The organism is Thermomonospora echinospora (genome assembly GCF_900108175.1).
Lineage (GTDB): Bacteria > Actinomycetota > Actinomycetes > Streptosporangiales > Streptosporangiaceae > Thermomonospora > Thermomonospora echinospora.
Map to the genome: position 1 here is coordinate 1 of NZ_FNVO01000046.1, position 19,793 is coordinate 19,793.

A 19,793-nucleotide genomic window follows, 5' to 3' on the forward strand; every position below is an offset into this window, starting at 1 on the left:
CCCGGGGGGCTCCGGGGGGTCGCCCCCCGGAAAAACACTGCGGGCCACGGCGAAGCCGTCCCCGAAGGGGCGGCGAGCACCATGGCCCGACCCGTGGGCGATACTGGGATTGAACCAGTGACCTCTTCCGTGTCAGGGAAGCGCTCTCCCACTGAGCTAATCGCCCGGGCTTGCACAGAGGTGGAGACGGGATTTGAACCCGTGTACACGGCTTTGCAGGCCGTTGCCTCGCCTCTCGGCCACTCCACCGAAGTGAGGCCGCGCTGCTTGGCCCCTCAGAGCGGACGACGGGATTCGAACCCGCGACCCTCACCTTGGCAAGGTGATGCTCTACCAACTGAGCCACGTCCGCGTGTCGCCTGGGGAGCTCCCCGTCGGGATCTTCCGTTCGGCGACGCAGGGAAAGATTAGCGAATCCCGGCCGCTTCCCCAAACCGGATTTGCGCGAGGGCCCTGCCGGGCCGCCGCCGGGAACGCTTCGGCGCAGGCCGAAGGGTGCTGCGCCTACTGTCGGGGCATGACCGCAGTCCCTGAACGCGACATTGCCCCGCTCGCCGCGCTGCTGGCCGACCGGGGCCGGGCCGCGATGCTGACCGCCCTGCTGGACGGGCGGGCGCTGCCGGCCGGTGAGCTGGCGCGCACCGCCGGTGTGACCGCGCAGACCGCCAGCGGGCATCTGGCCAGGCTGCTGGAGGGCGGGCTGGTGACGGCCGTGCGGCAGGGGCGGCACCGCTACTACCGGCTGGCGGGTCCCGAGGTGGCGCAGGTGATCGAGGCGCTCGGGCGGCTCGGCCCGCCGGTCGAGGTGCGGAGCCTGCGCCAGTCGCGGCAGGCGCGGGCGCTGCGGGACGCCCGCACGTGTTACGACCATCTGGCCGGCCGGCTGGGGGTCGCGCTGTTCGAGGCGCTGGCCGACCGGGGCCTGATCGAGCCCGAGGACGACCGGGAGCATCGGCTGACCCCCAAGGGGCGGGAGGTGCTCGTCGGCCTGTGCGTGGAGGTTCCCGAGGGTGGGCGGCGGTTCGCCGTGGCGTGCCTGGACTGGACCGAGCGCCGTCCGCATCTCGGCGGCGCGCTGGGCGCGGCCCTGACCGCCCGGCTGGTCGAGCTGGGCTGGCTGGAACGCGGACGCGAGCGGCGTGCGATGAAGATCACTCCGTCGGGGCGGCGGGGGCTGCTGGACACGTTCGGGTGCCTGCCGCCGGAGACTTGATCGCGGGTGGCGGACAGATTCCGCACGGCGGGACACTTGGGGCATGAGGGAGGCGTTCGCCCATGCCGGGGGGATGCTGGCCACCGGGCTCGCCGAGGTGACCAGTGACCTGGCCGCGCTGGACTCCGGCGGCTGGTGGGCGGTGGTGGTGACGTACGAGGGCAAGGTCACCTGCGCCCGGTTCACCGACGTGCGGCCCGCGCCGCCGCCCCGGGCGCCCTGGCGGCCGCCGGGGGAGTGGCGCAGCTCACTGGATGAGGCGGCCTATGTCGCGGGGGTGCGCCGTATCCGGGACGCCATCGCCGACGGGATCGTCTACCAAGCCAACCTATGCCGCGTGCTGTCGGCGCCGCTGCCCGACGGCGCCGACCTGGCGGGCCTGGGCGCCCTGCTGGCCAGGGGGAATCCGGCGCCGTACGCGATGACGCTGCGGGTTCCCGGGCTGCAGGTCGCCTGCGCCTCGCCGGAGCTGTACCTGTCGCGGGACGGGGACGTGGTGGAGTCGCGGCCGATCAAGGGGACCGGGCGCACCGCCGCCGACCTGCTGCCCAAGGACCACGCCGAGAACGTGATGATCGTCGACCTGGTCCGCAACGACCTGGGGCGGGTGGCCGAGACCGGGTCGGTCCGGGTGCCGGCGCTGTGCGCGCTGGAGGAGCATCCGGGGCTGGTGCACCTGGTGTCGACCGTGCGGGCGCGGCTGCGCCCGGGGATCGGCTGGCCGGAGCTGGTCGCGGCGACCTTCCCACCGGGCTCGGTCACCGGCGCGCCGAAGGCCAGCGCGCTGACCCTGCTCGACCTGCTCGAACCCGTGCCCCGCGGCCCGTACTGTGGTGCCGTCGGCTGGGTGGACGGGCGGACCCGGCGGGGGGCCCTGGCGGTCGGCATCCGGACCTTCTGGGCGGAGGAGGGCCTGCTGAAGTTCGGCACCGGGGCGGGCATAACGTGGGGGTCGGACCCCGTCCGTGAGTGGCGCGAGACCGAGCTGAAGGCGGCTCGGCTGTTGGAGGTGGCGGCAGGTGAAGATCTGGGTCAACGGGGCGCTGCGCGACCCTGAGGACGCCCGCGTGTCGGTCTACGACCACGGGATGCTGGTGGGTGACGGGGTCTTCGAGACCGTCAAGGCGGTGCGCGGCGAGCCGTTCGCGCTGACCCGTCACCTGCGGCGGCTGGCCCGGTCGGCGGCCGGGCTGGGGCTGCCCGAGCCGGACGCCGAGGCGCTGCGGCGCGGCACGCTGGAGGTGCTGGCCACGGCGCCGGACTGGCCGCTGGCCCGGATCCGCATCACCTACACCAGCGGCCCGGGGCCGCTGGGCTCCGACCGCGGGGCCGAGGGGCCGACCGCGACCGTCATCGTGGGCGAGCAGCGGCCGTTCCCCCCGCTGGCCGACGTCTGCGTGGTGCCGTGGCGGCGCAACGAGCACGGCGCGCTGGCCGGCCTCAAGACCACCTCCTACGCCGACAACGTGATCGCGCTCGCGCACGCCAAGCGCAACGGCGGCGGCGAGGCCATCTTCGGCAACCTGGCGGGGAACCTGTGCGAGGGCACCGGCTCCAACGTCTTCGTGGTCCGCGACGGCCGGCTGGTCACCCCGCCGCTGTCGTCGGGCTGCCTGGCCGGGGTGACCCGCGACCTGGTCCTGGAGTGGTGCGGAGGCGAGGAGGAGGACCTGCCGCTGGCGGAGTTCGCCGGCTCGACGGAGGCGTTCCTGACCTCCACCACCCGTGACATCCAGCCGATCCGGGCCGTCGACGGCGCCGCCCTACCGGCCGCCCCCGGCCCGGTCACCGCCAAGGCCATGGAGGTCTTCGCCGCCCGAGCCGCCGAGCGCGTTGATCCCTGACCGGCGGCGCGGGCCGCGGGGCTCAGCCGGATTCCAGGAACCGCAGCCCGGCCACCCCGACGAGGATCAGCGTCAGGAAGCCCAGCCGCGCCGGCGACGCGCTCTCCCCGAAGCGGGCGATCCCCACGACGGCCACGCCCACGGCGCCCAGCCCCGTCCATACCGCGTAGGCGGTGCCCACCGGCAGCGCGCGCAGCGCGATCGCCAGCAGCACGACGCTGGCCACGGCCGTGACCACGCCCACGATCGCCGGCCACGGCCTGGTGAACCCGTCGGACTGCTTGAAGGCGACCGCCCACACGCACTCCAGCAGGGCCGCGCAAAACAGGATGATCCACGTCATCTTGGTGCCCCTCGTGCCGGTGCCGCCGCTCACGCGGCGAACCCGCCGTCGACGGTGATCGCGGTCCCGGTGATGTAGGCCCCGGCGGGGCCGGCCAGGTGGGCGACGGTCGCCGCGATCTCCTCGGCCCGCGCGTACCGCCCGAGCGCGGTCAGGGCGCGCTCGTGGTCGGCGTCGGGGGAGTCGGCGGGGTTCATCTCGGTGTCCGTCGAGCCCGGCTGCACCAGGTTGACCGTGACGCCGCGCGGCCCGAGTTCGCGGGCCAGGCCCTTGGTCAGCCCGATCAGCGCCGACTTGCTCATCGCGTACAGCGTCCAGCCCGGATACGGCAGCCGCTCGGCCAGGTTGCTGCCGATGCCGATGATCCGGCCGCCGCCCTCCAGGTGCGGCGCCGCCGCCTGGGCGGCGACGAACGCGGCGCGCGCGTGGACGGCCAGCGCACGGTCCACCTCCTCGACGGCGACCTGCTCGAACGGTCCGTACGGCGCGATCCCGGCGTTGTTGACCAGGATGTCCAGCCCGCCCAGCCCGGCTACAACGCGCTCCACCGCGCCGATCAGCGCCACCGGGTCCGCCGAGTCGGCGGCCAGGGCCAGCCCGCGCCGCCCCGCCGCCTCGATCCGGCGGACGACCTCGGCCGCCCGGTCGGCTGACGAGGTGTACGTCACCGCCACGTCGGCGCCGTCGCGGGCCAGTCGTTCGGCGATCGCCGCGCCGATCCCCCGGCTGCCCCCGGTGACCAGCGCGACCTTTCCTGCCAACTCCGTCATGAGGCTGTTCCCTTCGCTTCGAGCGGAGAATTCTCCGCTTGGTCACGGTAAGCGGAGAGGCCTCCGGTTCGCAACGGTTATCCGGAGAGCCCTCCGGTAGGCTTCGGGAGATAGGGCGAGACCAGGGACTGGAGGAACGCGGGCGCCGTGACCTCACACCCAGCACCCGGCACGTCGGCCGGACCGCCGGCCGGGGAGCGGCCGGTCCCGGAGCAGCCGGCGCAGCCGGTCGGGGAGCGCCCGGATCAGGGACGGACGGACCCGGGCCGGACCGACCCGAGACGGGCGGGCCGCGAGTATCCGCCGGGGCGGCCGGGCGGGGAGCGGACGCGCCGCAGGCGGGAACTGCCCGTGGTCGGGCGGCCGCCGGCCGAGCGGGCCGACGCGGCCCGCAACCGGCGCAGGATCCTCGCCGCCGCCGCCGAGATCCTGCGGGCGCGCGGAGTGGCCGGGCTGTCCATGGACGAGGTCGCCCATGCCGCCGGGGTCGGCGTCGGGACCGTCTACCGGCGTTTCGGGGACCGGGCGGGCCTGGTCTACGCGATGATCGACGACCGGGAACGCGACTTCCAGGCCGCCTTCCTGCAGGGCCCGCCGCCGCTGGGGCCGGGGGAGGAGCCCGCGCGCCGGTTGCGCGCCTTCCTGCACGCGCTGGCCGAACGCACCGAGGCGCAGTCGGACCTGCTGCTGATGGCGGAGATGGACTCGGCGGACGCGCGGTTCGAGGGCTCCTACGACCTCTACCACCGGCATCTGGTGATGCTGATCCGGCTGCTGCGCCCGGACGCCGACGCGGCCTACCTCGCCGACGCGCTGCTGGCCCCGTTCGCCGCCAACCTGTTCGTGCACCAGCGGCGCGGGCGCGGCATGTCGGTCGAGCGCATCAGGTCGGGCCTGGACGACCTGATCGCCGGTTTGGCCCGTTCCGGCTGAACCCTTCTGGGATCGCCCCCGCATCGTCAGACTTGGGGGGTGCATGACTTCGACATCCTCGTGCTCGGATCCGGGCCCGGCGGGCAGCGCGCGGCGATCGCCGCGGCCAAGCTGGGCCGCCGGGTCGCGGTCGTCGACCGACGGAACATGATCGGCGGCGTCTGCATCAACACCGGCACCATCCCGTCCAAGACCCTCCGCGAGGCCGTGCTGTACCTGACCGGCCTGAACCAGCGGGAACTGTACGGCCAGAGCTACCGCGTCAAGGAGGACATCACCGTCACCGACCTGGGCATGCGCACCCAGCATGTGATCGGCCGCGAGGTGGACGTGATCCGCAGCCAGCTGGCCCGCAACCGGGTCACCGTGCTGACCGGCACCGGGCGTTTCCTGGATCCGCACACCGTCGGGGTCACCGACGGCGGCGATCACGAACGCCGGGTCACCGCCGACCGGATCGTCATCGCCACCGGCACCCGGCCCGCCCGGCCCGAGACCGTGGAGTTCGACGAGGAGACCATCATCGACTCCGACGGGATCCTGCGGATGGACCGCGTCCCGTCCACCATGGTGGTGGTCGGCGCCGGGGTGATCGGGATCGAGTACGCCTCCATGTTCGCCGCGCTGGGCACCAAGGTCACGGTGGTGGAGCGGCGCGAGCGGATGCTGGAGTTCTGCGACCTGGAGATCGTGGAGGCGCTCAAGTACCACCTGCGCGACCTGGCGGTCACCTTCCGGTTCGGCGAGACCGTCAAGGCGGTGGAGAAGCGCCCGCGCGGCGCGATCACCGTCCTGGAGAGCGGCAAGCGGATCCCGGCCGAGACCGTGATGTACTCGGCCGGCCGGCACGGTATGACCGGCGATCTCGGGCTGGAGGCCGCCGGGCTGAGCGCCGACGGCCGGGGCCGGATCGCGGTGGACGAGCGCTACCGCACCGCCGTCCCGCACATTTACGCGGTCGGCGACGTGATCGGCTTCCCGTCGCTGGCGGCCACCTCGATGGAGCAGGGCCGGCTGGCCGCGCACGACGCCTGCGGGGAGCCGGTGAGCGGGATGCACGCGCTGCAGCCGATCGGGATCTACACCATTCCCGAGATCAGCTTCGTGGGGCGGACCGAGGACGAGCTGACGGCCGACAAGATCCCGTTCGAGGTGGGCGTGTCGCGCTACCGGGAGCTGGCGCGCGGGCAGATCATCGGCGACTCGTACGGGATGCTCAAGCTGCTGGTGTCCCCGCAGGACCGCTCGCTGCTGGGGGTGCACGTCTTCGGCACCGGGGCCACCGAACTGGTGCACATCGGGCAGACCGTGATGGGCTGCGGGGGGACGGTGGACTACCTGGTCGACGCGGTGTTCAACTATCCGACGCTGGCGGAGTCGTACAAGGTGGCGGCGCTGGACGCGATGAACAAGATGCGGCAGATCGCGCTGCTGGGCGAGTGAGGCGGCACGTGGGCGGACCCGCCCCGGCCGCCGCCCGGGCCGTGCGGGCGGCGCGCCGCCGGGGCGCGGCGGGCGGTCAGGACGGCCAGAGCAGGTTCTCCAGTTCGGCCTCCATGTCGATGAACTCCGGCTCCCGCCCGGCCGGGACGGCCCGGTAGGTGCGGTGCAGGAAGTCGGCCAGCGGCGGCAGCGGCACCTCGAACAGGGCGTCGCCGAACGGGGAGGACAGCGAGATGTGCACGATGTGGTCGCTGTCCGGTTCGGCCGGCCAGACCTGGACGTCGCCGTCGCCGACGCGGCGCACGATGCCGACCGTCAGCAGTTCCCGAGCGAAGATCCACTCCACTGGTTCGTCGTTGCCGACATAGAAGGACATCCGGATGGCGTAGGGGTCGTCGGCGGCGTACTCGACTTCGGCGAGCAGCGGAACGGTCGTGCGGTCGGGGACGACGAGCCGGAGGCCAAGCTCGGCCGAGATGGTGGTACTGCTGTCCATGGCCAATCCTTCAGACGTCGGTCCCGCGGACACGCGGGGCGATCCGGTGGAGCTGCTCGGCTCCGTTTCCACGGATGTCCCCGCGATCTATGACGCGTAACTGCCGGAAGTTGTGGGAACATTCCATCGTCACCCCGGTGTGTGATCCATCTCACTCTCCTGAAAATATGGTCTGACCTGGGCAAACATGATCAGTTGGCTCGATTGGGACAACCGGGGAGCCCGCGCGGCGAGGCGTCGGGCCCCTGTAGGGAGCAACGTTCGGCGGGCCCGCGCGGTTGCCCGGATCCACCCGGCGGCCCAATGTGGCCAATACCCGCAACGCCCCGTTCGCTCCGATCGACCCGGGGCGTCCGAACCGCGGGCCCCTGCTGGGCGTCCAAGATCTGTGCCGTCCGGAACCGATCCTCCGGACGCGCCCGGCGGAGATGATCTGCTGGTCGGATGAGTAATCTGGGGGGATTCCAGGTGGGACAGGGCCGGTCCTGGCCGCATGAGCCGGGGGAGAGCGCATGGGGTTCGAACGTGGCGATGAACCGTGACGACAGGCGCCGGAGCGCGGCCGAGTTGATGGACGACGTCGCCGAGGCCGTCGAGGATGCGGCCGAAGAGGTCGGCGACGCCGTGGAGGACGCGGCCGAGGCGGTCACAGGCAGGTTCCAGCGGTTCCGCGAGTACATCCGCCGCAACAAGCTGCTCAACACCACCTGGCGGATCGGGGTCTTCACCGTCGGCGTCACCGTGCTGATCGGCGGCCTGGTGATGATGATCGCCCCCGGCCCCGGCATCCTGGGCATCATCGTCGGCCTGGCCATCCTGGCCACCGAGTTCGCCTGGGCGCAGCGGGCGCTGCACCGGGCCCGCGCGGCCGCCGAGAAGGCCAAGGAGAAGGCCATGGATCCCAAGGCCAGGCGGCGCAACGCCATCCTGGGCGTGCTCGGCGGGATCCTGGTCGGCGCCCTCGTCATCGCCTACCTGGTGGTCTACGAGTTCACGCTCCCCTGGAACATCGCCGACTACACCCCCTGGACCCACTGAGCCCGTACCGACCGTTCGCGTGAGCGGGGCGGCCATCACCACAGACTGGTGATTATGCCGATGCCCGCGCCCCGCCCGTCCGGGGATCCTGTCCTGGCGCCACGGGGCCGTCACCGGCCCGGCCCAGGCCCGGCGGAAGGAGCCGCACGCGATGACCATGCCCTCCCGGACGTCCCGGATCCTGCTGACGGCGATGATCGCCGGTGCGCTCACCGCAGGGGGACCGGCCGCCGCCGCCCGGCAGGCGCCGGAACCGGTCCCGGTTCCCACGGTGGAAGGACCCGTCCCGGGCACGGTACCGGGAGACCCGTCCTCCCCGGACGTCCGCGACACCTACCCGTGGATGTCCACCGACGTCGATCTGGCGTCCGCCGGATACGTGGAACAGGAGTTCTACGTCTCCGGCGCCGCCGACGGCTACAGCACCGCCGGTGACCTCGTCGGCTCCGACGTCCCGTACCGGACCCGCATCATCGTGCGGCGGCCGGCCCACCCGGCCCGGTTCAACGGCACGGTCCTGGCCGAATGGCAGAACGTCACCGCCGGATACGACCTCGACGCGCTGTGGAGCCACGAGCAGATCATGCGCGCCGGCTACGCCTGGGTCGGGATCTCCGCTCAGCGCGTCGGCGTGGACCACCTGCGCCGCTGGAGCCCCGCCCGGTACGGGAACCTCGATGTCACCGGCGCCGGCCGGTTCACCGCCGACGAACTGTCCTACGACGTGTTCGCCCAGGTGGCCAAGGCGCTGCGGAGGCCGGGCCGCGTCGCCCCGCTGGGCGGACTGAAGGCGCGCACGGTCCTGGCCGTCGGCGCCTCCCAGTCGGCGGGGCGGATGACGGTCTACTACGACGCCGTCCTGCCCAGGACCGAGAGCGTCTTCGACGGGTTCGCCAACATCGTCGGCAACGCGCCTTCCAGGGAGGGCGCCGAGCCGGTGTTCCAGGTGCTGTCGGAGACCGACGTGCGTACCCCGGTCCGCCGCCCGGACGGGGACCGGTTCCGCCGCTGGGAGGTGGCGGGCACCGCGCACTCCGGCTGGCACGGCCAGCGGTACCGGCAGAGCATCCTGGAACGCGATCTCGGTGCCGCACCGTCCTACGACTGCGCCCGGCCGCCGTTCAGCCGCGTCCCGCTGCACCACGTGATCGCCGCCGCCTACGACCACCTCACCCGCTGGGCCCGCCAGGGGGTCCGGCCGCCGTCCGCCCCGCCGCTGGAATTCGGCCCGGACGGCACCAAGGCGCGTGACGACCTGGGCCTGGCCCGGGGCGGCATCCGGCTGTCCCAGGTCGAGGCGCCCACCGCGCTCAACACCGGCGACAACTCCGGCGAGTCGTTCTGCTTCCTGTTCGGCACGCACATCCCGTTCGACAGGCCGCAACTGGACGCCCTTTACCCCTCGCACGGCCGGTACGTCTCCGCGGTCGTCAAGGCGGACAGGCACAACGTCCGCGCCGGCTACCTGCTGCCCGGCGATGCCCACAGCAACCTCCGTGAAGCCGCGGCCTCGGACGTCGGCAAGGACTGACCCTCCACCACCTGGACTCCGCCGGCTGCGGATCGAGGAGAACGCCTCCCGATCCGCAACCGGCGTCCGTGGCGATCAACGCCGTACAGCCCCTGGAGCCGCGCGGTGTTATTGGCTCGTACGTGGCCAAGGCCGCAGCACGCCCCGGAGGCTCCCGGCGCGTCGGGCGATCGGATCACAAGGGGCGGTCGCTCAACCCCGGTGCACGCGACGGCCGCTGATGCTGGTGGGGGTCAGCCGGAAATGGGCCTCCCGTTCTCCGCCCGCCCACGACTCCACCCGTGGAGCCGCCGCATTCTCCTCCTCGGACATGCGGTGGGCCCCTCCCCGGAGCATCACGCTCCATCCCTTCTGGGCGGCATCGTCGATCCAGTCCACCCCGAAGGCGATCCGCGTCTCCGCCCCGGCCGGCAGGGACGCCAGACTCCGGCTCAACCGCCCGTGCACACTGGTCTGGAACACCACCGACTCGCCGTCCACCACATAGTTCACGGGCATGAGGGCCGGCCCCTCCCCGTCATCGAAGGCCACCCGCCCCACCCCGCCCGGGGAGATCAGCTCCAGGCACTCCTGACGGTCCAACTCCTCCAGCTTCCGGTCGTCGACCTCACCGGACCCGGCCGCGTGATTCATGGCCCCCCTCAACAAGCAACGCATTCCAACATGACGATCAAACACCCGTGTTCCTGCCCGCTGCACCACAATCCGCAACACCGCCCCGCGCATCCGCCCACCCGGCTCCGCACCACGGCCACTCGGCACTGGGCCGCTCATGGCTCCGTTCCCGCCCGGTCATGACCACCGACCCCACGGACGGCCTGTGACATGACGACCCGGCCCCGGCCTGTCGCCTCGCCGCTCGGAGGCCGTTCGGCTCGGACGCTGCGTTGCCCGTCGTGGCGCTCGCCGAGATCTCAGAGCCAAAGTGCCTTGGCCAGGATCCCCGCCAGACCGGGGGTGCTCCATTCGTCCACGACGATGATCTCCGACCGGGGGAGGAACCAGACCCGCTGGACGAAACGCGGCCCGGTCAGCTCGGGGCCGTCCTCACGACAGCGCATCTGCCATTCCCGGTATTCGGCCCGGCGCGTGCCGAAGGCCACCAGTTCCCTTTTGAGCAACCGTTCTTCGCCCGCGGAAAAGTACCTGTCCGATGCGGGCGGGCAGACGTGGCCGATGTCGGTGCTCGGATGGAACGGGTACTGGAGCCGGTAGCGCTCCCGGGTGATGCCGAAGTCGTCCGGCCTGATGTAGGCGGGGCCGAGCACCTCGAAGCGTGGGCAGAAGTATTCCTTCCGCAGGAAGGGGTCGTTGGGCCGCGGCTCGCCGGTGCATTCGCCCGGCACCTGGACGGTGTAGGAGTAGCTCACCGGCCCGCCTCCCGAGGGCCTCCTTTCCGTTGAACGCTCGGCCTTCCATGATTTGGGGACGGCCAGGGAGAAGGCGCCGAAATTAATCGTCTTCAGATCGGGCGCGGGCGTGGTCGACGTGGCCGCGACCACGGGTCGCTGCGGCGCCCCTTCGGGGAGCGCGTTCATGGTGACCGTCCCGGTGGCCACGGCGGCGGCGGTGCCGATCACGGCCAGGGCCACCTTGCCGCCTGTGGCCGACAGGATTCCCGCGCCCGCGGCGGTGCCGGCACCGGCCGCGGTGGCCCCGCCCCCGCCGGCGACGGCGGTGCCGATGCCAGCGGCGGTGAGCGGAAACACCGCGGCGAGGGCGACCGCGGCGGTCGCCAGAGCACGGACGCCGTGTGCCTCCCAGTCCGGACCGTAGGCGGCCCGTGCCCTGTGCTCCAGCTCACCGACGAATTCGGCGGCACCCCCCGGCCGTTGGTCGGCGTCCTTGGCCATACCGCGGGTGACCAGCGGGCGCAGCGCCTCCGGCACGTCTTCGGCCGGGATCGGGGCGGTGCCGTGCATGGCCATCAGCGCCATCCGGTCGTTTGCGTCGTAGGGGCGGTGGCCGGTGATGCATTCGTAGAACACGCAGGTGGCGGCGTAGACGTCGGTGGCTGGGCCGGCGGGTTGTCGCTGCCATTGTTCGGGGGCCATGTAGTGGGGGGTTCCAGCCGCTGAGGTGGTGCCGGCAGGGGTGGCGATACCGAAGTCGATGAGCTTGCTGCGCCCGTCGGCCGGGACGATGACGTTGGCGGGTTTGTAGTCGCGGTGGACGACGCCGACCGCGTGTGCGGCGGCCAGTCCGAGCAGTGATCCTTTGAGGACGGTCAGTGCGGCTTCGGGTTCTAGCGCCCCGTGCTCGGCCAGCACGGTCTTCAGGGATGTGCCGTTGATGGCTTCCATGACGATGGCGGTGCCGTGTTCGCCTTCGACGAGGCGGTAGAGGCGGGCCACGTGCGGGCTGGTGACCTGTCCCAGCAGGCGGGCCTCGCGTTGGAAGCGGGCCTTGGCCTCGTGGTCGGCCTGGGCGGGCAGGTATTTGATCGCCACCGGGGCGCCGGACTGTTCGTGAAGGGCCAGGACCACTCGTCCCTGGCCGCCCTGCCCCAGTTCCCGCACCTCACGAAAACCGGAGATCCGCCACTCGGCCACCCCTGATCCCTTCGCTGTCCGCTCCGGCACTCCAAGCCATCACGGGGTCCTCAGCCCTGGATAAGTTGTTCGGCGTGTTCGGCTTCGCCGGTGCGGACGGCGCTGGGCTGGGTGTTCAGCAGTCGCCAGTGTGTGGTCACTCCGTCTGGGCCGGTGAGACTGGACTCCGACAGGGCTTGTTCGATGCGGGTGCGGACGCTGGCTTCGGCTGCGGGTGCGCTGGCGAACAGCACCCGTAGCCGCACCCGGGTGCCGGAACGCCGTGCGTCGGTGTGGTGTGGGGCCAGCGGGCAGGGCGGCTGGTGCTCCCAGTGTCCGCACAACGCGACCGTGATGGCCGCGCCTGGTGCCCGGATGTCCTGGCCGGGGTCCATGGCGACGACCGCCTCGTGGGCGAATGCCTGGCGCATGGGGTTCAGTATCCAGCGCAGTGGTGCTGCCGATCGAGCCAGCTCCGGTGGCCGGTGGGGTGCCGAGGCTGGTTGACGTTGGCGCCGGGCCGGGCCGCCAGGTGGACGTCGGCCTCCCGTGCGACGGGCGTGACCCGCGGGTCGATCACGACCAGTCGCGGCCGGTGCGGCCCGTGCAGCCGGTCGAGCATGCGCATCCACAGCACGCAGGCCGACGGCACCCACCGGTCGACCTCCTCCTCGGATAGGCCCGGAAGGAACCGGTCCACGCGGGTCGGTCAGCGCTCCCCGGCGGTGAACGGCGTGCGCACGCCTCAGATGTCGGCGATCCGGCCGTTTGATCGTGGTGGCGACATCAGACGCCGCCCCTGTACAGGATCGCCTGCGGCCCCATCTCCAGCATGAACTCCATGATCAGCAGCTGGTGTTCCTCCTTGCGCCGCACGATCGGGAAGATGCTCTCGGCGAACTCGTGCAGACCCAGGGCCAGGCCCAGCTGCTGCGCTGTGGAGAACGCACCGATCGAGTCGAGGTTCACCGGCAGCAGTTGGCGAAGCAGGTTCCACTCCGCCCGTGGGGCCCCGCCGGCCTTTCCGACGAGCTGCCCCATGACCTGCTGGACGCGCGACATCGCGGCGGCCCCGAGCCGCCGGCCGCCGGACGCCTGCCGGCCGATGATCCGGTACAGGTCGTCGATCTTCTGCTCGTGCCGTCCCGCCTCCTCGGCGATCTCGGTGAGATACCGCTTGATGTGCGGCTCGCTGATCTTCTCGGCGGTGTCGCCGGCCATCCGGCGGAACGTCGACTGGGTCATCGTCACGTTGCCGAGCCAGGCGGCGATCCGGTCGCGCCAGTCCGACCAGAGCTCCTCGTCCAGCTCGACGAGGACGGGCCCGGACGTGCCGGCAGTGCTCATCGTGATCTCCTCATCGTCGCGTGACCCGCCACAGGACGCCCGTATGGCCGTAGGACAGGAGGTATCCCTCGGTCACCTTGACCACCCCGAAGTCGAGCACATACAGGCTCTGCCCGTCGGGGGAGAACTTGCAGTCGACCGGCCGCTCGATCCCACCTCGTCCCGGATGGCGGGACGCCGGGCCCGGCTGGGGATTGTGCATGAAGGGGAAGGCCTCACTGCTCTTGACGTCCACGCACGTGACGTTGAACCCGTGGGTGAGGTCCTCGGGACGCGGCGAGTTGAGCGGGGCGAGAGTCCCCCACTGGCACTGGAACAGCAGACCACGGTGCCCGAACTCGTCCGAGCGGCAGAAGTCCATCTTCGTCATGCAGGAGTGCGGTGGCGCCAGGTACACCGCCGGGCCCGCCATGGGCGGAGGGTTCTCGATGAGGGGCTCGGCCGCCTGCCCCTTGGTGGGACGGTGCTTGTCGTGCCACACCGGCAGGCCGTCGCCCGCGAAGTCGGGGAAGCCGTACCACTCTGGTGTCTCGACCGAACCATGCGGCCGGTGGACGTTGCCGATCCGCCAGAGCCGGTCCGGGTCCATGGCGATCGCGCGTTCGCCCTTCTCCTCGTAGTCGTTGTCGGAGACGTACAGCTCGCCGTCCTCGCCGAACACCATGCCGTACGGGTTGCGCAACCCCCAGGCCAGCAGTTCCAGCCCCGAGCCGTCCGGCCGCGACCGCCACAGTCCCGAACTGCACTTCAGCTGCCCCCGCACCACCTCGCCGGGCTGTGAGGGCTCCCCGAAGGGCTTGAACGCGCCGGTCCGGGTGAGGAACGGGAACGGCGCGATCGGGTCGCGGCTCCAGACGTCGTTGCCGGTGAGGGTGACGTCCTGCCCCGGAACGTCGTGCGCCCTGGGATGCTTGGCCAGGTCGACCGTGAACCCCTGGGGCAGTGCGACACCGTTCTGCGAGACCGACCCCTGCGCGAAGTACATCAGCCCGTCCGGCCCGAAGACGGGACCGCCCGGCTCGTGCCAGCCGCCGTTGGGCAGCCCGTCCACGACGGTCTCACGCTCCCGGGTGACCAGGTCGTACCGGTCGATGTGGGTGAAATAGCCGCCCTTGACGCTCACGTAGATCGCACCGTCCCGGTAGGCCACACCACGCGGGCCGCCGAGGACCTCCGTGGCGAACTGCTCGATCCTCCCCTTCTCGGGATGGAACCGCAGGATGCGCGCGGGCAGGTACGGGCGTGTAGGCCAGGTGCTGCCGCCCTCGAGGACGAACAGGCTCCCGTCGTCGGCGAACCCCATGCCCGTCGGGAAGGACAGCCCCAACACACAGGCCTCGACGGCGTACCCGTCGGGGACGACCACGTCACCCGGGTCGACCTTCGGCCGGACCAGGGTCGGGAGCCGTTCGACGGCTCGGGCGGCGATCTGGGCTGTGCGTACCGACATGGGCCGTGGCGTACCCGGCGCGGCACATGACGGAAACCGCCTGGAAATGGATTTGAACAGCTCATCGGGCACGCCATGGCTCACCGACGGCACCGGCCGCCCGGTACACGTGGCATGGCACCCAAGCCGAACCGCACGGTGAAGACGACCGAACGAGCGGTCACCGAACCCGCGCGCCTACCCCGGCTCCCGGCCACCCCACAAGATCGAAGAAGATCCCGGAGTGATCTCCGAGACCTTCTGCGACCCGCTGAAACCGGGTGGGCGATACCAGGTTCGACCCAGTGACCTCTGATCTTGCACGGGCCCTCCGCAAACCAGGCTCATCCCCCGGCATCTACCGCTCACGGCGGCGGCCGAGGACGTAGATGAGCGGACGCCCGCTGGTCCGGTCTGGGGAGAGGCATCTGGTGCCCTCGCCAAGTCAGGCTCTAAGCCGACACCCGCTCACAAGATGCGATTAGCCGCCAGGTAGGCCCTCAACTCGGGTCCATGCGACCAAGTGAAAAGCAGCGCTGAGTAGTCGTCGTTCCTGTGGGTAGAGGTGGCGATCGCGACGACGCGCTCCCGTCCGGAGTAGGTGAGGCGGACCTGTCGACGCCGGACCACCGCGTCCTCCAGCAGCCAGGGACCGAGCGCCTCGTCCACCGGCACCAACCACACGCGATCGCCGACCCAACGCCGCACCCCTTCTGGGAGCTCTTCCGGAAGCCAGCCGACCATTTCGTACATCCCTCGCTGAGGTTCCCGGAAGAGCCCCTCCACCTCGGCGCACACGCCCAGAACCTGCCCGTGCTCCGTCTCCGTCAGCGCGTACCGCCCGTACCCGCGAGGGTCCCCGTCTTGAAGCACGCAGGAAATCACCCCAGCACTAATTCTCCCGGAGAAACCTTATTTCCAGAGGTTCAGGGTTATTCGTCCCCGTTTCGCTGCGCTCAATATATGGCTGCTCTTCGCTCCGGCTAGGCTTCCGGTGTCGATCTCCGTAGGCCCCTGCACACGGGGTCCAGCGGGTGGACTCGATCAAGAGGAGCGGGGCGCCAGGAGGCGGAGGGTCTCGCTGCGCGTTTCACCGGTGGTGGGGCCCCGATTCTGCCCCGTTGGCCGGGGTGTCCATACGCCAAGCGTCTGGTCGTGGACGAGTGGTTGAAACGCCGCCGCCGGGATCGGGTGGTGACCACCCTCCGAGCTCCCGTGGGCCAGGAGGGGCCGAACTGCGAGAGGCCAGGTAAGGAAGTCCACGGTCTGCGTGCGGCCTGCGTGGGACCCGCCACCCACGGGTTCAACGGGTTGAAAATCGTGTGGAAGGTCCACAGTTTCGCGGCTCTGGTGAGAACGGTGCGATCGCCCGCCGCCGGGCGCGGTGTCGGGCGCGCCCTGCCTGGTTAGCGGCCCGGCTGTGTCATTGGCCGGTGTCGGTCACGTGGTAGCTGTGTCTGGTGGCTGGTCCCATGGGCCACTCCAGGCGACAGGCGCCCCCGCAGTCTCGCCCAGGGTTGGGGTGAAACACCGAAATCACCACGCTTGGTGACTGGGCGATCATTTCGGATGGGTGGACCGGGACGGGTGGAAAACGGCCCGGTTTCGCATTGCGTCGGCTTGTCGGCATCGCTTCGGGTGAAATGTACCGTCGTGGCGGCCGGATCGTTTCGGTGGTGGGGTGGCTGACCGCGCCTGCCCGGGCAGGGGAGTGGCTTTGGGGCTTGTGTTTTTCATTCTGTTGTTGTGGCGGTATCGGGCTCGGGTTGCCCTCTCGGGTGGGCGGGGGGACAGTGCATGGGTCCGGTTCGGCGGAAACCGGGGACCCAGCAAGGGGATCGATCATCGTGGGTTTCATGCGGATCAAGAACACCGGGTACAACTCGGCGCTGGTGCTGCCGACCGGAGCGTGGAAGGCGATGTTCCTGCGTGGCGATCAGATGGCGCAGACCAGCGCGGCGGGCCTGGAGCACAACGGGCCGATCGGTGCCGCGACCATTCACAGCGGGAAGCTGAACGGTATTCCCGAGCCGTACAAGAGCGCCTGCGAGGGCGCGCTGATGCTGCCGATGACCGGCGGGTCCTGGCAGATGCTGCTGCTCAAGGGCGACCGGGTGTGCTGGTACCACTGGGACACCAAGGTACGCAGCGAGGTGCCGGTCACCCAGCTCAAGCTTGCCGAAGGCTCCCCGGCCTGGGACACGATGCTGCCCGCCGGCTACCGCGAGGGCGTGGACGCGCTGCTGATGGACTCCACGGCCGAGTCGCCGTCGTGGACGACCTACGTGTTCAAGAACGACCGGGTCGCCACCATCGACTGGGCCCGGGGCTGCACCCGGGAGTGCCGGATCTACGACGGCGCGCAGCCCACCGCGGGCTGGGCGAGGCTACCGGCCGAGTGGCTGCGGGACTACGATCACGTCCTGCCACTGCCGAGCGTGTCGGGCGCCAAGCGCAGCCTGCTGATCAAGGGCGGCAACGGGTGCGTGTTCAACTGGAACACCGGCCCGGAGAAGACCGGCCCGCTCACCACACTGATGTCCGAGTTGGCCACGCTGCCCGCGCCCTACACCACGCAGTACAAGCCGATCGTGGGCCGCTGGTCCACCTCGGTCGCGCCCCACCCGGTCACCGTGCGCGTCGATCTGGACGGCCTCGGCGCGACGCGGCAGTTCAGCGGAGACATCGAGCAACTCAACGGCGCGACGCGGAGCCACATGTACTCCCTCCGCGTCAGCGCACCGGCCATCGCCGCCTCGGCCACCGAGGTGACCGCCGCCGGCAGGGCGCAGTGGAAACCGCAGTGGACGGGCTGCACCGTCAAGATCACCATTCCGCGGGTGGCAGAGAACTCCCCCACCCCCACTCTGCGGCTGGAGTTGAGCTTCGACGACGGCAACGTCGTCCCCTACGTTCTGCCCTACGAATCGGCGCACCTGCGTACCGTCGACCTGGAGATCGACGCGATGGCCGGCCGGGCCGCGCTGGCCTCCTACAACACCGCCGATGCGGCGGGCCCGCCCGAGTACGTCGACCGGCAGCTGACCATCGCCTCCGCCTTCGCCGAGGCGGGCATCGAGTTGCGCGCCGCGGGCGTGGTCAACGAGGTCGGTACCGCCGACTCCGGCGCCGACCTGAAGTGGTCGGACTCCGAGCTGCACACCGCGATGCTCAACAACTTCTCCGGCCACGCCGAGACCGAGCAGTGGAAGCTATGGGCGTTCGTGGCCAGCCTGCACGTCAACGGAAGCACGGGCGTCATGTTCGATGTCTCTCAGGGCAGGCAGCGGCAGGGTATGGCCGTCTTCTACGACCAGATCCGCGACCAGGCAGGCTACTTCCAACTGGGCCTCTACGTGCATGAGCTCGGCCACTGCTTCAACCTGCTGCACTCGTGGGAGAAGCACCTGGCCGGGGCCCGGCTCGGCCCCAACGACGGCTATGGCGACCTGTCATGGATGAACTACTGGAACCTGTACAGGGGCGAGAACGGCAGCGGCTGGGACGCCTTCTGGGGCCGGTTCCCGTTCACCTTCACCGCCGACGAGCTCGCCCACCTGCGGCACGCTTTCCGCAACGACATCATCCCCGGCGGGGCCAACTGGGCCGCGCAGGGCAGCGCCGCCTACAACGCGCAAGACGCCACGCTGGCGGCGATGGAGACTCCGATCGTCGACGATTCCGGTCTGGCCCTCACTCTGTCGGCTCGGCCGTTCGCCTATGGCGAGCCGGTCACCGTCGAGATCAAACTCGCCCGCAACGGCCGTGATGTCGCCGTGCACCGCGACCTGTCGCCCAAGAGCGAATACCTCAACATCGCCATCACCGCCCCCTCCGGCACCACCCGGCTGTTCCGGCCGCTGGCCCGCCAGTGCAACGGGCACAGCGACGACTCCCTGACCACGCTGACTGCCGACCAGCCCGCCCTGTACGAGTCGGCCTACCTGGGATCGGGCGCCGACGGCCAGTACTTCACCGACCCTGGCCTCTACACTGTCCGCGCCCTCTACATCGCGCCCGACGGTTCCCGCGTGGTCTCGCCCGACCTGACCATCCGGGTCCGGCTGCCGCGCACCGGCGAGGACCAGGACGCCGGTGAACTGCTCATGGGCGACCAGGCCGGCACCCTGATGGCCCTGCTGGGCTCGGACTCACCCACCTTGCACTCGGGCAACGCCGCCCTGGCCGAACTGTCGGACCGCTTCCCCGACCACCCCCTGGCCGTCTACTCCCACCTCGCCCAGGGCGCCAACGCCGGCCGCCACTACCAGCACATCCGCGACGGCCAGATCCACATCCGGCAACCCGACACCAAGGACGCCATCACCCAGCTGACCGCCGCCGTCGACGCCTCCACCGGCCCCAACGGGCTCAACAGCATCACCCTCAACGCCGCCATGCGCCGCCTGGCCACCGTCCACGCCAAGGCCGGCAACCACACCGCCGCCGGCGCCACCCTTGACCGCATGGTCGGCCACTTCCGTGCCCAGCACCTCCCCGCGCACATCCTGGCCACTATTCAAGACCAGGCCGACACCACCCGCCGGGAGATCATCCCCGGCGGCCAACATCGCCCCCGCAAGGGCGGCAAGCTCACCTGATCCTCACCACCCGGCCACACCGTGCGCCCACCGCCCAACAGGCGGTGGGCGCATGATCTTCAGGCCCGGCCCACCCCACCGACTGCCACATGATCGAACCCTGGCCGATCCACCGCACTTCGCAGCTGTACGAAAACCAAAAGGCCGGTTCCCTGATCGGAACGGGACTGTCCTAAAGATGGGCCTTCCCCCCGGAATGTGGACACGGGTTTCAGGCGGCAGCGGTCAGGCTACCTGTGGTTTTCTCGTAGTCGATCGGTGAGGTGTGGCCGAG

General features: G+C 70.8%; 18 protein-coding genes and 3 tRNA genes. 8 read left to right on the forward strand and 13 right to left on the reverse strand.

All coding sequences use genetic code 11. The annotated features are described in order from the left end of the window. Positions 1-94: 94 nt before the first annotated feature. From C4U03_RS38920 to C4U03_RS38930, 3 genes are all read right to left on the reverse strand, one after another. A tRNA-Val gene (locus C4U03_RS38920) sits at positions 95-166 on the reverse strand. 12 nt (positions 167-178) lie between these two features. Continuing rightward, positions 179-249 (reverse strand) — tRNA-Cys (locus tag C4U03_RS38925). 30 nt (positions 250-279) lie between these two features. Beyond that, positions 280-352, reverse strand: a tRNA-Gly gene (locus C4U03_RS38930). Between the two features lie 165 nt (positions 353-517). Between C4U03_RS38930 and C4U03_RS38935 the strand changes: the two genes are divergently transcribed. From C4U03_RS38935 to C4U03_RS38945, 3 genes are read left to right on the forward strand one after another with little or no spacing between them, the layout of a single operon-like run. Beyond that, a complete protein-coding gene (locus tag C4U03_RS38935; protein WP_160147256.1) occupies positions 518-1,213 on the forward strand; it encodes an ArsR/SmtB family transcription factor in 696 nt (231 codons plus the stop codon). A gap of 43 nt (positions 1,214-1,256) precedes the next feature. Beyond that, positions 1,257-2,270 (forward strand): chorismate-binding protein, encoded by a 1,014-nt coding sequence (locus C4U03_RS38940; protein ID WP_103944821.1) that lies wholly within the window; start codon positions 1,257-1,259, stop codon positions 2,268-2,270. Next, positions 2,233-3,057 carry an aminotransferase class IV gene (locus tag C4U03_RS38945; RefSeq protein ID WP_103944822.1) on the forward strand — a complete coding sequence of 275 codons (825 nt, stop codon included), beginning with the start codon at positions 2,233-2,235 and terminating at the stop codon, positions 3,055-3,057. Before C4U03_RS38940 ends, C4U03_RS38945 begins: the two co-directional genes overlap by 38 nt. A gap of 22 nt (positions 3,058-3,079) precedes the next feature. Here the strand turns inward: C4U03_RS38945 and C4U03_RS38950 are convergent, their stop codons facing one another. After that, complete coding sequence (locus C4U03_RS38950; protein WP_103944838.1) at positions 3,080-3,400, reverse strand: DMT family transporter; 321 nt, start codon at positions 3,398-3,400, stop codon at positions 3,080-3,082. A 29-nt stretch (positions 3,401-3,429) separates the two neighbouring features. Continuing rightward, positions 3,430-4,170: an SDR family oxidoreductase gene (locus C4U03_RS38955; protein ID WP_103944823.1), complete on the reverse strand. Its 741-nt coding sequence runs from the start codon at positions 4,168-4,170 to the stop codon at positions 3,430-3,432. Between the two features lie 147 nt (positions 4,171-4,317). Between C4U03_RS38955 and C4U03_RS38960 the strand changes: the two genes are divergently transcribed. Together C4U03_RS38960 and sthA are read left to right on the forward strand one after the other, a co-directional pair. Next, positions 4,318-5,103, forward strand: a complete 786-nt coding sequence (locus C4U03_RS38960) for a TetR/AcrR family transcriptional regulator (RefSeq protein WP_235018396.1) — start codon at positions 4,318-4,320, stop codon at positions 5,101-5,103. A gap of 39 nt (positions 5,104-5,142) precedes the next feature. Beyond that, positions 5,143-6,546 carry a Si-specific NAD(P)(+) transhydrogenase gene (gene sthA / locus C4U03_RS38965; protein ID WP_103944825.1) on the forward strand — a complete coding sequence of 468 codons (1,404 nt, stop codon included), beginning with the start codon at positions 5,143-5,145 and terminating at the stop codon, positions 6,544-6,546. Between the two features lie 76 nt (positions 6,547-6,622). On the opposite strand, the gene C4U03_RS38970 is transcribed toward sthA, so the two are convergent. Continuing rightward, positions 6,623-7,042, reverse strand: coding sequence for an SsgA family sporulation/cell division regulator (locus tag C4U03_RS38970; RefSeq protein WP_103944826.1), 420 nt, complete (start codon positions 7,040-7,042; stop codon positions 6,623-6,625). A 531-nt stretch (positions 7,043-7,573) separates the two neighbouring features. Between C4U03_RS38970 and C4U03_RS38975 the strand changes: the two genes are divergently transcribed. Continuing rightward, positions 7,574-8,080, forward strand: coding sequence for a PGPGW domain-containing protein (locus C4U03_RS38975; protein ID WP_235018397.1), 507 nt, complete (start codon positions 7,574-7,576; stop codon positions 8,078-8,080). A gap of 151 nt (positions 8,081-8,231) precedes the next feature. Beyond that, positions 8,232-9,611, forward strand: a complete 1,380-nt coding sequence (locus tag C4U03_RS38980; RefSeq protein WP_235018398.1) for an alpha/beta hydrolase domain-containing protein — start codon at positions 8,232-8,234, stop codon at positions 9,609-9,611. 192 nt (positions 9,612-9,803) lie between these two features. Here C4U03_RS38980 and C4U03_RS38985 read toward each other — a convergent pair whose 3' ends face one another. The 7 genes from C4U03_RS38985 to C4U03_RS41560 all read right to left on the reverse strand — a co-directional run bounded on the left by C4U03_RS38985 (position 9,804) and on the right by C4U03_RS41560 (position 15,671). After that, positions 9,804-10,244 (reverse strand): pyridoxamine 5'-phosphate oxidase family protein, encoded by a 441-nt coding sequence (locus C4U03_RS38985; RefSeq protein WP_103944845.1) that lies wholly within the window; start codon positions 10,242-10,244, stop codon positions 9,804-9,806. 281 nt (positions 10,245-10,525) lie between these two features. Beyond that, entirely contained in the window at positions 10,526-12,163 is a 1,638-nt protein-coding gene (locus C4U03_RS38990) for a serine/threonine-protein kinase (protein WP_235018399.1), read from the reverse strand. Between the two features lie 50 nt (positions 12,164-12,213). Next, the gene (locus C4U03_RS38995) at positions 12,214-12,573 is read right to left on the reverse strand and encodes a hypothetical protein (RefSeq protein ID WP_103944830.1); all 360 of its coding nucleotides are present in this window, start codon (positions 12,571-12,573) and stop codon (positions 12,214-12,216) included. A gap of 5 nt (positions 12,574-12,578) precedes the next feature. After that, positions 12,579-12,842 carry a hypothetical protein gene (locus C4U03_RS39000; protein WP_103944831.1) on the reverse strand — a complete coding sequence of 88 codons (264 nt, stop codon included), beginning with the start codon at positions 12,840-12,842 and terminating at the stop codon, positions 12,579-12,581. A gap of 86 nt (positions 12,843-12,928) precedes the next feature. Further along, positions 12,929-13,489: a hypothetical protein gene (locus C4U03_RS39005; protein WP_103944833.1), complete on the reverse strand. Its 561-nt coding sequence runs from the start codon at positions 13,487-13,489 to the stop codon at positions 12,929-12,931. Between the two features lie 10 nt (positions 13,490-13,499). After that, positions 13,500-14,939 (reverse strand): PQQ-dependent sugar dehydrogenase, encoded by a 1,440-nt coding sequence (locus C4U03_RS39010; protein ID WP_103944835.1) that lies wholly within the window; start codon positions 14,937-14,939, stop codon positions 13,500-13,502. Between the two features lie 447 nt (positions 14,940-15,386). After that, positions 15,387-15,671 (reverse strand): hypothetical protein, encoded by a 285-nt coding sequence (locus C4U03_RS41560; RefSeq protein ID WP_200827781.1) that lies wholly within the window; start codon positions 15,669-15,671, stop codon positions 15,387-15,389. Between the two features lie 1,103 nt (positions 15,672-16,774). On the opposite strand from C4U03_RS41560, the gene C4U03_RS39020 reads away from it, so the two are divergent. Beyond that, positions 16,775-19,519 (forward strand): hypothetical protein, encoded by a 2,745-nt coding sequence (locus C4U03_RS39020; RefSeq protein ID WP_146087702.1) that lies wholly within the window; start codon positions 16,775-16,777, stop codon positions 19,517-19,519. Positions 19,520-19,793: the final 274 nt, after the last annotated feature.

What these genes read in the sequence shown, in the direction of transcription:
- C4U03_RS38935 (WP_160147256.1), top strand. Translation starts at nt 518, where the DNA reads ATGACCGCAGTCCCTGAACGCGACATTGCCCCGCTCGCCGCGCTGCTG.
- C4U03_RS38940 (WP_103944821.1), top strand. Translation starts at nt 1,257, where the DNA reads ATGAGGGAGGCGTTCGCCCATGCCGGGGGGATGCTGGCCACCGGGCTC.
- C4U03_RS38950 (WP_103944838.1), bottom strand. Translation starts at nt 3,400, where the DNA reads ATGACGTGGATCATCCTGTTTTGCGCGGCCCTGCTGGAGTGCGTGTGG.
- C4U03_RS38955 (WP_103944823.1), bottom strand. Translation starts at nt 4,170, where the DNA reads ATGACGGAGTTGGCAGGAAAGGTCGCGCTGGTCACCGGGGGCAGCCGG.
- C4U03_RS38970 (WP_103944826.1), bottom strand. Translation starts at nt 7,042, where the DNA reads ATGGACAGCAGTACCACCATCTCGGCCGAGCTTGGCCTCCGGCTCGTC.
- C4U03_RS38975 (WP_235018397.1), top strand. Translation starts at nt 7,574, where the DNA reads ATGAACCGTGACGACAGGCGCCGGAGCGCGGCCGAGTTGATGGACGAC.
- C4U03_RS38980 (WP_235018398.1), top strand. Translation starts at nt 8,232, where the DNA reads ATGACCATGCCCTCCCGGACGTCCCGGATCCTGCTGACGGCGATGATC.
- C4U03_RS38985 (WP_103944845.1), bottom strand. Translation starts at nt 10,244, where the DNA reads ATGAATCACGCGGCCGGGTCCGGTGAGGTCGACGACCGGAAGCTGGAG.
- C4U03_RS38995 (WP_103944830.1), bottom strand. Translation starts at nt 12,573, where the DNA reads ATGCGCCAGGCATTCGCCCACGAGGCGGTCGTCGCCATGGACCCCGGC.
- C4U03_RS39005 (WP_103944833.1), bottom strand. Translation starts at nt 13,489, where the DNA reads ATGAGCACTGCCGGCACGTCCGGGCCCGTCCTCGTCGAGCTGGACGAG.
- C4U03_RS39010 (WP_103944835.1), bottom strand. Translation starts at nt 14,939, where the DNA reads ATGTCGGTACGCACAGCCCAGATCGCCGCCCGAGCCGTCGAACGGCTC.
- C4U03_RS41560 (WP_200827781.1), bottom strand. Translation starts at nt 15,671, where the DNA reads ATGTACGAAATGGTCGGCTGGCTTCCGGAAGAGCTCCCAGAAGGGGTG.
- C4U03_RS39020 (WP_146087702.1), top strand. Translation starts at nt 16,775, where the DNA reads ATGCGGATCAAGAACACCGGGTACAACTCGGCGCTGGTGCTGCCGACC.